Annotated in this window: 10 protein-coding genes; all 10 read right to left on the bottom strand. The window is 71.6% G+C overall.

Annotated features, from left to right (window positions below; translation table 11 throughout):
- Position 1 precedes the first annotated feature (1 nt).
- On the bottom strand, positions 2 to 2143 hold the full coding sequence (locus G7045_RS04895; RefSeq protein ID WP_166158103.1) for a TonB-dependent siderophore receptor: 2142 nt from the start codon (positions 2141 to 2143) through the stop codon (positions 2 to 4).
- 15 nt (positions 2144 to 2158) lie between these two features.
- The gene (locus tag G7045_RS04890) at positions 2159 to 2656 is read right to left on the bottom strand and encodes a VWA domain-containing protein (RefSeq protein WP_240919277.1); all 498 of its coding nucleotides are present in this window, start codon (positions 2654 to 2656) and stop codon (positions 2159 to 2161) included.
- A gap of 197 nt (positions 2657 to 2853) precedes the next feature.
- Positions 2854 to 3879, bottom strand: coding sequence for an ATP-binding protein (locus tag G7045_RS04885; RefSeq protein ID WP_166158100.1), 1026 nt, complete (start codon positions 3877 to 3879; stop codon positions 2854 to 2856).
- On the bottom strand, positions 3876 to 7694 hold the full coding sequence (cobN, locus tag G7045_RS04880; protein ID WP_166158097.1) for a cobaltochelatase subunit CobN: 3819 nt from the start codon (positions 7692 to 7694) through the stop codon (positions 3876 to 3878). The genes G7045_RS04885 and cobN overlap by 4 nt, the downstream gene beginning before the upstream one ends.
- 350 nt (positions 7695 to 8044) lie before the next feature.
- Positions 8045 to 9097 carry a cobalamin biosynthesis protein CobW gene (gene cobW / locus G7045_RS04875; RefSeq protein ID WP_166158094.1) on the bottom strand — a complete coding sequence of 351 codons (1053 nt, stop codon included), beginning with the start codon at positions 9095 to 9097 and terminating at the stop codon, positions 8045 to 8047.
- Positions 9098 to 9119: 22 nt separating this feature from the next.
- Positions 9120 to 9944, bottom strand: a complete 825-nt coding sequence (locus G7045_RS04870; protein WP_166158091.1) for an ABC transporter substrate-binding protein — start codon at positions 9942 to 9944, stop codon at positions 9120 to 9122.
- The gene (gene cobO, locus G7045_RS04865; RefSeq protein ID WP_166158089.1) at positions 9944 to 10513 is read right to left on the bottom strand and encodes a cob(I)yrinic acid a,c-diamide adenosyltransferase; all 570 of its coding nucleotides are present in this window, start codon (positions 10511 to 10513) and stop codon (positions 9944 to 9946) included. Before cobO ends, G7045_RS04870 begins: the two co-directional genes overlap by 1 nt.
- A gap of 24 nt (positions 10514 to 10537) precedes the next feature.
- Complete coding sequence (locus G7045_RS04860) at positions 10538 to 11215, bottom strand: energy-coupling factor ABC transporter permease (protein WP_166158086.1); 678 nt, start codon at positions 11213 to 11215, stop codon at positions 10538 to 10540.
- A gap of 66 nt (positions 11216 to 11281) precedes the next feature.
- Positions 11282 to 11989, bottom strand: coding sequence for an ABC transporter ATP-binding protein (locus tag G7045_RS04855; protein WP_166160356.1), 708 nt, complete (start codon positions 11987 to 11989; stop codon positions 11282 to 11284).
- A 62-nt stretch (positions 11990 to 12051) separates the two neighbouring features.
- A complete protein-coding gene (locus tag G7045_RS04850; protein WP_166158083.1) occupies positions 12052 to 13158 on the bottom strand; it encodes an iron chelate uptake ABC transporter family permease subunit in 1107 nt (368 codons plus the stop codon).
- Positions 13159 to 13170: the final 12 nt, after the last annotated feature.

Below are 13170 nucleotides of genomic sequence, written 5' to 3'. Positions count from 1 at the left end.
CTCAGAAGCGCGCGCGCGCCGTCAGCAGGAACGAGCGCGGCGTGCCCAGCAGCCAGCGCTGGTTGGCGCTGCCCGAGAGCACGTAGTCGCGGTCGGTCAGGTTCTTGAGCGCCAGGTTGAAGGTCAGCGCCTGCGAGTACTGGTACGACAGGCCGGCATCCCACAGCAGGTAGGACGGCAGTTGCGCCGTGTTCGCGGTGTTGCCCTGGCGCACACCGACGTAGCGCGCGCCCAGGCCCGCCTGCCACTGCGGCAGGAAACGGTACGCCGCCCAGACGTTGGCCGTGCGCTCGGGCACGCCGCTGACGGTGTTGCCGCTGCGCGAGACCAGCTGGCCGCCGACCAGCTCCTGGTAGTCGTCGTAGCGCGCGCGCAGCAAGGCGGCATTGGCATCGAGCGTGAAGCCGCGCACGGGCTCGGCGGCCAAGGCCAGCTCGATGCCGGTCGAGGACTGCTGGCCGATCTGCTGGGTGATGGCCGGGTTGGTGGCGTCGCGCGAGAGCAGGTTGCGCTTTTCGATGCGGTACAGCGCCACCGACCATTCGCCGCGCAGCGCCGCCAGCGCGCCCTTGGCGCCGACTTCGAGCTGGCGCGCGCGGGTCAGGTCAAAGGCCGTGCCGCCGCCGGGCAGGCTGAGCGCGCCCGACAGCGGATCGGTGCCGCTGGCCCACTGGCCGTAGAGCGAGACATCGGCCGTGGCCGCCCACACCAGGCCCAGGCGGCCCGTGGTGGGGGTGTAGGTCTTGCCCTGGTTCACGTTTTTCAGCAGGTCGGTGTTGTCGAGCACGATGCGGTCGCTGCGCAGGCCGGCGACGAGCTTCCAGTCGCGCCCCAGGTCCAGGGCGTTTTCGGCAAACAGCGCCGTGGTGTCGAGCGTGGCATCGCGCGTGGCGCGGGTGGCCACCGGGCTTTGGAACAAGCCGGGGGTGAACTGGTAAGGATCGACGCTGCTGGCGCCGCCATAAGGCGTGTTGCTGCTGCTGATGAAGCGCGTGCGGTACCAGTCCAGGCCCACCACCAAACGGTTTTTCAGGCCGGCGATCTGGCCGTCAAAGCGGGCATCGAAGCGGTTACCGTCTTGCTCCTGGTCGTGCAGGATTTCCAGGTAGTCGCTGCGCAGCACCTGCGTGCCCTGGGCGTTGAAGCTGTACGCCTCGGTGTTGCGCCAGTGGCGCTGGCTTTGCAGGTGGTAGGTTTCGTTGCGCAGCTGCACACCGCTGGCGGCCTGGTAGTCGATTTGCAGGCGCGTGAGGCGGTCGTCGTAGTACACCTGCGAGTCGCCAACGTTGAAGTTGCTGCGCCGCAGGCGCGCGTCGAGCACGCCGTTGCGCAGCGGCGTGCCGAAATAGCGCGCATCGTCGTTCATGCCGCCGTCGAGCGACAGCGTCACCTGCAAGTCCGGGCTGGCGCGCAGCGCCAGCGCCAGGGCGTAGTTGCGCCGCTGCACGTCGGTCATGGGGCGGTAGCCTTCGCTGGCCTCGGTGTCGAGGTAGAGCGAATACGCCAGGCGGTCATTGATCGGCCCGCGCAGGCCGATACCGGCCTGCCACTGGCCCCAGGAGCCGGCAGCGAGCAGCGCCTCGCGCTCGCTCGCCTGCCACTGCGGGCGCTTGGTGACGTAGTTCACGGCGGCGCCAATGCTGCCATCGCCATACAGCACCGAGGCCGGGCCGCGCAGCACCTGCACCTCTTGCAGCGGCCAGGTGGAGAACGGAAAGCTGATGGTGCCCGCCGCCACCACCAGGCGCGTGCCATCGACCATCTGCGCCACCGAGTTGTGGCCGGCAAAGCCGCGCGCCACCAGGGCCGTGCCGCCGTTGCCGGGCGCCGGTGCCTCGCTGATGCCAGGCATCCGCGTGGCCACGTCCTGCGCCCGCGTCAGGCTGCGCTCGGCGATGTCGTCGGCACTCAGGCTGCTGACGCTCGCCGGCGTCTCGCGCGCCGTCAGGCCCAGGCGCGAGCCGGTGACGTTTTCTTGCGCCAGGCCCAGGCTGCTGCCGGGCGCGGGGGCGGCGCTGGCACGCACCTGCACTTCGGCCAAGGGGGCGGCCTCGGTCGCCGCTGGCGGATGGGTTTGCGCATAGGCCGCCGGGCCCAGGGTGAGCAGCGCGGCCAGCGCCAGCGGCGCTAAACGAAACATCATGGTTTTTCCCTCCAATTAAAAAAATTCAGGCCCGCCCACCAGGGGCTGGCGGTACTGCGCCCCCCAGCGCTCGGCCCAGGCAGCGCAGTGGCCGGCGGGACGCAGCGGGTCGTCAAAATCGACCAGCACCCGCTGCTGCGGCGTGCGCGGCGCGGGCGGCTGGGCGCTGCTGCGGCCATCGGTCAGCAGCCACAGCCAGCTCTCCTGGCCCCGGCGCGCAGCCTGGGCGCACAGCTGCTCGGCCTGCGCCAGCGCAGCCACCAGCGGCGTACCGCCGCCGCCGCCCAAGGGCCGCACCCGCGCCACGCCCGAGGCGCGCGCCGGGCCAGGCCCGAGCAGCAGCTGCACGCCCTGGCCCCCAAAGACCAGCAGCGCCACCGCGTCGCCCCGGCGCGCGGCCTGGGCGATGAGCGCGGCGGCGTAGCCCTTGGCCTGGCCCAGGCGCGCGCGCTGGTGCATGGAGCCCGAGCTGTCGAGCGCGATCACGTGCAAGAGCGGCGCGCGCAGCGGCACGCGGCGCCAGCGCAGGTGCGCGGCCTGCAGCGGCGCGGCGGCCTTGGCCTGCAGGGTGCGCGGCCAATCGGGCAGCGCACCGGGACCGGCGCTGCACTGCGCCAGCGCCAGGCCAGGGCGCGGCAGGCCAGGACGGTTGCGGGGGGTAGGCCACCGCCAGGGCGCCGGCGCACTGGGCGCGGCGCGGCTGGGGTGGCTCAGGCTTTTTTTGCCGGCCAGGCCCCGGTGTTGACGCAGCGCACCAGCGCCTGCGGCTCGGGCGGCAGCGCGCCCCAGTCGCCCTCGGGTTGCGGTGGCGGCGACGGCTGCGGTGCCTGCGATGCCGGTGGTGGCGGCGTGGGCGTCTGCGCGGGCGGCGGCGCCCCGCCCGCGCCGCGCCGGTGGGCCAGGGCCAGCTCGGCCACGGCGTCCACGTCGGCGGGCAGCACGCGCTCGCGCTGCTCCAGCGCCGCCAGGGCGCGGGCGGCGCGCAGCATGACGAGGTCGGCGCGCACGCCGTCCACGCCGGCCTGCAGGGCCAGTTCGGCGGCGCGCTGGTGTACGGCGTCGCTCCAGTCCAAAGTGGCCAGGCGGGCGCGGGCGCTGGCAATCACGTCCACCAGCCTGGCCTGCGCGGGCGCGTGTGCTGCCAGCAGGGCCTGCGGCGCGGCCTCGAACTGCAATCGCGCGCGCACGATGGCCTGGCGCGTGGCAGCGTCCTGCGGGTTGCCCAGGGTGACGGCCAGGCCAAAGCGGTCGAGCAGCTGCGGGCGCAGCTCGCCTTCCTCGGGGTTCATGGTGCCCACCAGCACGAAGCGCGCCGGGTGCTGGTGCGAGATGCCGTCGCGCTCGACCGTGTTCGTGCCGCTGGCGGCAGCGTCGAGCATGGCGTCCACCAGCGCGTCGGGCAGCAGGTTGACCTCATCGACGTAGAGCACGCCACCATGCGCGCGCGCCAGCAGGCCGGGCGAGAGCACGACCTGCCCGTTTTGCAGCGCGTCCTGCAGGCTGAGCGTGCCAACGAGCTGCTCCAGGCTGGCCGCCAGCGGCAGGGTAACGAAGGGCGCGCCCGGCAGCAGCGCCGCCAGCGCCCGCGCCGAGGTCGATTTGGCCGTGCCGCGCGGGCCGGCGATGAGCACGCCGCCAATGGCCGGGTCGATGGCGGCGAGCAGCAGCGCCTGCTGCAGCGCGGCCTGGCCCACCAGGGCGCTGAAGGGAAAGGTCAAAGGATGGGGAGCGGTCATGCGGTGTCTCCGGCGCTGGGCTCGCTGTCTTCCAGATGTTGTTCCAGCGCCAGCAGGTGCTGCTGGATGCGCTCGCGGTGCGCGCCGGGCTCCTGCCACTGGCCGCGCACCATGGCTTCGAGCAGGCGCTCGGCCACGCTGCGCAGCGCCTGCGGGTTGTGCTGCTGCAAGAAGGCGCGGGTGTCGTCGTCGTGCAGATAGGCATCGGCCACCAGCGCGTACTGGTGGTCGGCCACCACATCGGCGGCGGCGTCGAAGGCGAACAGGTAGTCCACGGTGGCGGCGATCTCGAACGCGCCCTTGTAGCCGTGGCGCTTGACGCCGTCCAGCCATTTGGGGTTGACGGCGCGCGCGCGCACCACGCGGGCCACTTCCTCGGCCAGCGGCCGGATGCGCGGCGCACCGGGCACGCTCAGGTCGCCGTGGTAGAGCGCGGGCAGCGCGCCGGCCAGGTGCTCGACGGCGGCGGCCATGCCGCCGTGGAACTGGTAGTAGTCGTCCGAATCCAGGATGTCGTGCTCGCGGTTGTCCTGGTTGTGCAGCACCGCCTGCACGCCCGACAGGCGCTGGGCGAAGCTGGCCGGCGCGGGCAAGCCCGGCGAATCCTGGCCGTAGGCAAAGCTGCCGGCGCGCAGATAAGCCTGGCCCAGGTCGGCGCGGCCCTGCCAGCGGCCACTGTGGATCAGCTCCTGCAGCCCGGCGCCATAGCCCCCCGGGCGCGGGCCGAACACGCGCCAGCTGGCCTGGCGCTGCGCCTGCGCGAGCGTGGCGCCCTGGGCCTGGGCGAGAGCGGCGTCGCGCTGCACGCGCGCACGGATGGGGTTGACCTCATCGCTCTCGTCTTCTTCAGGGATGGCGGCCACGGCCTGCACGGCGGCGTCGAACAGCGCGATGACGTTGGGAAAGGCGTCGCGAAAAAACCCCGAGACGCGGAGTAGCACATCGACACGCGGGCGCTGGGCAATGGCCATGGGCAGCACCTCCACATCGACCACGCGGTTGCTGCCTGGCGCCCATTGGGGGCGCACGCCGATCAGCGCCAGCGCCTGGGCGATGTCCTCGCCGCCGGTGCGCATGGTGCTGGTGCCCCACACGGTGAGGCCGACGCTGTCCGGGTAGCTGCCGTGGTCTTGCAGGTGGCGCTCGATGACGCGCTCGGCAGCGAGCCGCCCCATCTCGTAGGCCATGGGCGTGGGTACGGCGCGGGTATCGACCGAGTAGAAATTGCGCCCGGTGGGCAGCGTATCGGGCCGCCCGCGCGACGGTGCGCCGCTGGGGCCAGCAGGCACAAAGCGGCCATCGAGCCCGCGCAGCAGCTGGCGCATTTCGTTGGCGCCGCTGGCGTCCAGGCGTGGCGCGATGCGCTCACGCAGGTGCTGCAGCACGGGCGCAGCCTGCGGCCAGGCAGCGGCGTCCGGCAGTGGTGCATCGGGCGCGGCGTGCTCGGCCACCCATTGCGCGGCCAGCAGCTCCAGGCGTTCGCGCGTATGGCCGGCGTGGCGCCAGGGCGCATCGCTTGCCGCCTGCAACAGCGCCGGGCGCGGGCCCTGCCAGGGCGCGGCCCAGTCGGGGGTCAGCGGGTCGAACCCTTGCAGGCCCAGGTCGTGCGCCAGCGCGGCCAGCAGGCCGCCCTGCCCCGTGCCCTGGCCGCTGGCGTTGCGCGCCAGCGCCACCAGCGTATCGGTGCGCAGCCGCCCGGTCGGGCTTTGGCCCAGGGTGTGCAGGCCGTCGCGGATCTGCGATTCCTTGATTTCGCACAGGTAGGCATCGAGACGCGCGAGCAGCGCCTCGCGCTCGGCGTCGGTGCTGGGCGCGGCAAAGCCCAGCTCCTGCTGCAGGCCGGCGGCGAGCACCTGTTCGAGCATCACCGTGCGCAGACGCTGGGCGCGGCGCGGGTCGAGCTGCAGGGCTTCGTAGTACTCGTCCATGCTGCGCTCGAGCGCCTGCAGCGGGCCGTAGCTCTCGGCGCGGGTGAGCGCCGGCATGAGGTGGTCGATGATGACCGCCTGCGTGCGCCGCTTGGCCTGGCTGCCCTCGCCCGGGTCGTTGACGATGAAGGGATACAGGTGCGGCAGCGGGCCCAGGATGGCGTCGGGCCAGCAGTCCGCGCCCAGGGCCACGCTTTTGCCCGGCAGCCATTCCAGGTTGCCGTGCTTGCCCACGTGCACCACGGCGTCGATGGCAAAGCTGCGGCGCAGCCAGAAATAGAACGCCAGGTAGGCGTGCGGCGGCACCAGGTCGGCGTCGTGGTAGCGGCTGGCGAGCTCGGCGTCGCGCCCACGCGCGGGCTGGATGCCGATGAACACCTTGCCCAGCCGCAGGCCGGGCACCATGAAGCGTCCGGCGCGCACCATGGGGTCGTGCGCGGGCGCGCCCCACAGCGCGGTCACGGCCTGCTGGCTGGCGGGCGCAAGGCGGGCAAAGTCGGCCAGGTAGTCGTCCATGGACAGGCTTTGCAGCGCCGGGCGCTGGGCGTTGGCGTCCAGGTCGTTGGTCACGCCCTGCACCAGGGCGTACATCAAGGCGTCGCTGCCCTCGGGCAGCGGCTGGCTGCCCAGGTCGTAACCCGCCGCCTGCAGCGCCTGCACGATGGCCACGGTGGAGGCCGGGGTGTCGAGCCCCACGCCATTGGCCAGGCGCGCGTCGTTGTGCGGGTAGTTGGCCAGGATGAGCGCCAGGCGCTTGTCCGGCGCCGGTGTGTGGCGCAGGCGGCACCAGCGGCGCGCCAGCTCGGCGACGAAGGCGATGCGTTCGTACTCGGGCTGGTAGCGCACCACGTCCACCTCGGTGCGCTCGCAGCGGTGCGCCAGGCCCTTGAAGCTGACGGCGCGCGTGGTGATGCGGCCATCGACCTCGGGCAGCACCACGTGCATGGCCAGGTCGCGCGGCGTCAGGCCGTGGGGGTCTTCCTGCCACTGCTCGCGCGCGCCGCCGGCCGTGATGAGCTGCAGCACCGGCGCGTCGCCCGCCAGCAGCACGGGGGCGGGGGCAGTGCTGGCATCTCCGGCGTCGAGCGCGACGATGGCAAAGCTGGTGGCGTTGAGCACCACGTCCACGCCTTGCGCGGCGGCCAGGGCCTGCACCGCCGCCAGCGTGGCCGGGGTTTTGAGCGAATCGAGCGCCAGGGCACGCACGTTCAGGCCCTGCTGCCACAGGGCGTGCAGCAGGGCGTCGAACACTGCCGTGTTGCCCGACTGCGCGTGTGCGCGGTAGAACAGCAGCAGCGCCAGCGGCGCGCCGGGGCGCTCGGGCAGGGGTTGCGTGCTGCGGTAGTCCAGCACCTGGGGCAGCGGCTGCGCCGGCGGCGGGCGCTGGCCCTGGCCCAGGGCGGCGTGGGCGATGAGCGCGTAAAAGCCCAGCGCGTTGTCGCGCCCACCCTCGCGCAGGCAGCGCCAGAGCTGGTGGCAGTCGGCAGCGGCGGCGGTGCTGCGTGCAATCAGCTGCGCGTCGGGCTGGTTGTCGCCCGAGAACAGTGCCAGCCACTGCTGGTTGCGGCGCGCCAGCTGCTGCACCTGCTCGACCAGGTAGGCCCAGTCGCTGTGCCCACCCAGGTGGTCGATGACGATGGCGCGCGCGTGGCGCAGCACCTCGTCGAGGTACATGTCGGTCGAGGCCGGCTGGCGCAGCCACATCAGGTTGGCCAGGCGCACGCGGGGAAAGTCGGCGGGCAGCTGCTGCGCGGCGTCGGAGAGCAGCGACAGCGTGGTGTCGGCCGCACTCAGGATGACGATGTCGCCCGGCGTCTGCACCACGCGCACCACGCCCTGGCCGCCGTCGTCCACGTAGCCGCCGGGGCGGGTGGAGAGCAGGTGCATGTCAGTGTTCCTGGGCGCCGTGCGCCTGCTGCCGCGTATGAAACTGGCGCCTCATGGCTCCCTCTCCCCTCGCGGGCTTGTGTATGCACACATCTTTTTTGATAGCGCGCAACGCTTGTTTGGCGCTGGTTTGCACTCCCTCTCCCCTTGCGGGAGAGGGTTGGGGAGAGGGGTGAACAGGCAAGGTGCTGCCAGCGCCCCCCTCTCCCCCGGCCCCTCCCCCGCGAGGGGGGAGGGGAGCGAAAACCGCCCTTTGACCAGGCGGATGGGAGTCATCAAAAGATGTGTGCATACATAAGCCTCTCGCGGGAGAGGGGCTTGCGCCCCCTGCCAAGACCGGCGACTGCACTTCAGAACCCGCCCAGCGCCGCCTGCAGCTCCTGCTGCAGTGCCGGGCCGTCCAGGTGGTCGCCGATCAGCACCAGGCGCGAAGTGCGCTCCTCGTCCGCGCGCCAGGGGCGGTCGAACTGGCTGTCAAAGCGCTGGCCCACGCCCTGCACCACCAGGCGCATGGCCGCGCCCGGCAGGGCGACGAAGCCCTTGGCACGGTAGATTTCGTGGCGCTGCACCAGCGCGGCGAGCACGGCCAGCAACCGATCGCGGTCGTCCACCTGCAGCGTGACGGCGACCGAATCAAAGGCGTCGTGGTCGTGGTCGTCCTCCTCGTCGTGGTGGGTTTTGCGCGCGTCGATCACGTCCTCGACCGCGCGGCCCAGGCCCAACACCAGCTCGGGCGCAACCTGCCCGTGGCGGGCGTGTACCAACTGCACGCCCGCCGGGGCCTCAGCGCGCACCTGCGCTTCGATCTGCGCCACGGCGGCGGCGTCCAGCCCTTCGAGCTTGTTGAGCACCACCAGGTCGGCGCTGGCGAGCTGGTCCTCGAACAGCTCGGACAGCGGTGTCTCGTGGTCTAGGTTCTCGTCGGCGCGGCGCTGCGCGTCCACGGCCACGGGGTTTTCGGCAAACAGCCCGGCGAGCACGGCGGGCGCATCGACCACGGTGACCACGGCGTCCACCGTGAAGGCGTTGCGGATCTGCGGCCACTGAAAAGCCTGCACCAGCGGCTTGGGCAGGGCCAGGCCCGAGGTTTCGATCACCAAGTGGTCGATCTGGCCACGGCGCGCGGCCAGCTGCTCCATCACCGGCGCAAATTCTTCCTGCACCGTGCAGCACAGGCAGCCGTTGGCCAGCTCGAACAGCTGGCCGTTGTCCTGGCCGGACTCGTCGCAGCCGATGCCGCAGGCGCGCAGCAGCTCGCCGTCGATGCCCAGCTCGCCAAATTCGTTGACGATGACGGCGATGCGCCGACCCTGGGCCTGGGTGAGCAGGTGGCGCAAGAGCGTGGTTTTGCCGGCACCGAGGAAGCCGGTGACGATGGTGGCGGGGATTTTTTGCAGTTGCATACAGGTCTTCAAGACGGAGGGTTCAGGGGAAGGCGCGCAGGCAATCGACCAGCATGTGCGCCGCCTCGCCCAGGCGCGGGCCAGGGCGCTCGAGCAGCGCCATGCGCTCGGCGTCGAGCGCGCACACCTGCTGGCCGCGCACGGCGGGCAGCTGCGCCCAGCCGGGGCGCTGGGCCAGGTTGGAGAGCATGGCGGCCGGGCCGATGATGAGATCGGGGCTGCGGCGCACGATCCACTCGGGGTTGACGCGCGGGAAGAACCCCTGGTCGGCGCCGACGATGTTGACCAGCCCCAGGCGCACAAGCGTCTCGCCGATGAAGGTGGCGCTGCTCGCCGCCTTCGGCCCCAGGCCGATTTCCACATACACGCTGCGCCCGCGCAGGCGCGCCGGCACGCGTGCGGCGGCGGCGTTGAGCTCACGCTCGATCTGCGCAATCAGCGCCTCGGCGCGCGCCGTCTCGCCCAGCGTGTGGCCCAGCGCGCGCAGCATGGCCTGCTGCTCGGCGTGGGTGCGCACGTTGAAACTTTGCACCGCAATACCGAGCTGGGCCAGGCGCTCGTCGAGCCGCGTGCGCGGGCCCAGCAGCACCAGATCCGGGCGCAGGGCGACGATGCGTTCGAGCGACGCGTCGGCCAGGCCGCCCACCTTGGGCAGATCGGCCACCGGGCCGGGGCCGGTGGAATAGCGGTCGGTACCGACGATGCGCTCGCAGTAGCCCAGCGCGCACACCGATTCGGTGAGCGAGGGCGCGACGGTGACGATGCGCTGCTGCGCCAGGGCGGCGCCGCCAGCCAGGCAGCAGGCCGCCGCCAGCGCAGGCAGCACCAGGGGGCCTTTGGCGCCCATCAGTCTTCGATACCGCGCTGCGCCGGCACGCCGGCTTGGAAATGGTGCTTGATCAGCGCCATTTCGGTCACGGTGTCGGCGGCGTCAATCAGCTCCTGCGGCGCGCCGCGCCCGGTCAGCACCACGTGCACATGGCCGGGGCGCTCGCGCAGGCAGGCGAGCACATCATCGAGCGCAATCCAGCCGTAGCGCAGCGGGTACATGATTTCGTCGAGCACGACCATGAACAGCTCGCCGCTGCGGATGCTGGCTTCGGCCTTGGCCCAGCCGTCACGGGCGAGCTGCGCCGAATGCTCCAGATCCTTGCTTTTCCAGGAAAAGCCGTCGCCCAGGCCCTCGATGGGGATGCCCAGCTGCTCGAACAGCCGGTGCTCGCCAAAGCGGGCGCTGGGCACTTTCATGAACTGGTAGACCTTGACGGCCTTGCCGCGCCCGTGCGCGCGCAGCGCCAGGCCGAAGGCGGCCGTGCTCTTGCCTTTGCCGTTGCCGGTGTGCACCAGCACCAGGCCCCGGCGCTCGCCCTGGGGCTTGGGGGTGTCGCGCTGCGATGGTGGGGTTTCGATTTCCATGGCTTCTTTCTGCAATCCAACGGCTCAGGCTGGCTGGTACACACGCGACTGGATCAAGGTGCTGCCCTGCAGGCGGCGCAGCGCCTTGGCGGCGGCGAGCACGCCCAGGTCCACCAGGGGTTCGAGCAGCACCACGCTCAGGTAGGCGGCGCCAAAGCTGCCAATGCTCTGCAGGTTGTCCGCGCCCACGCCCTGGCCGTACAGCGCCCAGAACGCCACCCAGGCGACGATGCCGCCCTGGTAGGCGAGCGAGAGCTTGAAGGTCTGGGCGTAGCCCAAGTCAACGTAAGCCGTGCTCTGGGGAATGATGCGTTCGGCCAGCGCAGCGGTGGCAAAGAGCGGCACCAGCAGCGTGGTCACGTTCATGCCGTACTGCGGCAGATCCTGCGGCGCAAAGAACAGGCTTTGCGTCAGCAACCCCGCCGCCAGGCCGATGGCCGCCGGCGCAGCGCCCAACAGCAGCAGCAGCGTGGTGCCCAAAATCAGGTGCACCTCGGACACGCCCACCGGGTGGTGCGGCAGGATTTCAAACGATGCGAACACCAGCGCCGTGGCGATGGCGCTGCGCAGCAGCAGGGCCAGCGCGCCATCGCGCTGCAGTGCCTTGAGGGCCAAACGAGCGCCGTAGCCCAACGCAGCCGTTGCTGTGGCGTAACTCAGAACGATCTTGCCGACGTCCACCAGTCCTGGTTCGATGTGCATGGTGCTTCTCCTTCGGGGTTGAAATGCGTTGCAAGAACGCGGGATAAAAACAGCTTCATAACAAATTCATTGCGGCAGCGCCACCCACTGCCCCTGCAGCGCATGGATGGCCACGCGCTGCTCAAAAACCGCCTGCACCGCCTGGTGCGTGGCCACCGCCGCGCCCGGGCCGTGGTGCAGCACCCGGCCCTGCTGCAGCACCACCAGCGAATCGGCGTGCAGCGCCATGCCCAGCTCGTGCAGCACGCTGACCACGGTGCGGCCAGCGGCGGTCAAGGCGCGCACGGTCTGCAGCCAGTCGGCCTGGTGCGGCGGATCAAGGTTGGCCAGCGGCTCGTCCATGAGCAGCACCTGCGCCTGCACCGCCAGCGCCCGCGCCAGCAGCACGCGCTGGCGCTCGCCGCCCGAGAGCTGCGCCAGCGGCCGCGCGCGCCAGTCCCAGGCCTGGGTGCAGCGCAGTGCCTGCTCCACGGCGGCGTGGTCGGCGGCGCTGGCCGGCTGCAGCCAGCCCTGGTGCGGCAAGCGCCCGAGCATGGCAACGTCGTACACGCACAGGTCTTCGGCGGTGCTCTCGTTCTGCCCCAGCCAGGCGAGCTGCTGCGCGCGCACACGCCGGGGCCAGGCGGCCAGGTCGCGCCCAAGCAGCTGCACGCTGCCGGTGCAGGGCAGCAATCCAGCCAGGGCCTTGAGCAAGGTGGATTTGCCGGCGCCGTTGGGGCCGACGATGCAGCTCCAGCGCCCTGCCTCCAGCGCCAGATCGACGCCGTGCAATATAGGGCGATTTCCGATCGAAAGGCCCAACTGGCAAGCGCGAACAGCTATCAAATTAGGAGCATTCAAAGCAGCCCCCCAGGCGCCGTGCGCCGGTGCATGAGCCACAGCAGGTAGCCGCCGCCGAGCACCGCCGTGAGCACGCCCACGGGCAGCTCCTGCGGCGCCAGCAGGCCGCGTGCGAGCAGGTCGGCGCCCGCCAGCAGCGCCCCGCCCATCAGGCTGGCGAGCACCATCAGCCGGCCATGCGTCACGCGCACGGCGGCGCGCACCAGGTGCGGCGCCGCCAGGCCGACGAAGGCGATGAGCCCCGTCTGCGCCACCGCCGTGCCCGTGGCCAGCGCCAGCAGCGCCACCAGGGCGGCACGCTGCTGGGCCAGCGGCAGGCCCAGGCTGTGCGCCGTGGCCTCGCCCAGCGCCAGGGCGTCGAGCGCGCGCGCCAGCAGCCACGACAGCAGCAGGCACGGCAGCCACACGGCCAAGAGAAGCAGGCAGGCCGTCCAGCCGACGAAGCCGGTCGAGCCGAGCAAAAAGCCCTGCATGGCCTGCAACGAATCGGGCGAGAGCAGCAAGATGAGCGAGGTGCAGGCGCCCAGCACCACGCCGACGACGACGCCGGCGAGCAACAGGCGCAGCGTGTGCTGCACGCCGCGCGCCAGCAGCAGCGTCAGCAGCACGGCGGCGACGGCGCCGACGAAGGCCGCCCCGGTCAGCCCCAGGCGCACCAGCCAGTGGCTGGAATACACCGACACCGGCACCAGGCCGCTGGCCGCGCCCAACATGCCGCCGGCGCCGCCCAGGAGTGCCAGCGCCAACGCCACGCCGAGCGAAGCGCCCGAGGCGCTGCCCAGCAGGTAAGGATCGGCCAGCGGATTGCGAAACAGCCCCTGCGCCACGGCGCCGGCCAGCCCCAGGAGTGCGCCGGCGGCCCAGGCGCCCAGGGTGCGCGGCAGGCGAATGTCCCAGACGATCTGGCGCGCCATGGCGGCCTCGGCCCCCTCGCCGGCCCACAGCGAGCGCAGGCTCTCCAGCCCCGTGCTGCCCACGGCCAGGCCCAGCAGCACCAGCAGCAAACCCAGCAGCACCAGACCCAGCGCCCAGTAAATGGGGGTCAGATTCCAATTTCTGACCTCTGCGGCGGGCGTGGATGGAAATTGGAGTCTGACCCCCATTTATGCGATCCC

The organism is Acidovorax sp. HDW3 (assembly GCF_011303755.1).
In the GTDB taxonomy this organism is placed as follows: domain Bacteria; phylum Pseudomonadota; class Gammaproteobacteria; order Burkholderiales; family Burkholderiaceae_C; genus Paenacidovorax.
The sequence above is the reverse complement of the archived record's forward strand: the minus strand, read 5'-3'. Positions and strand labels throughout refer to the sequence as shown.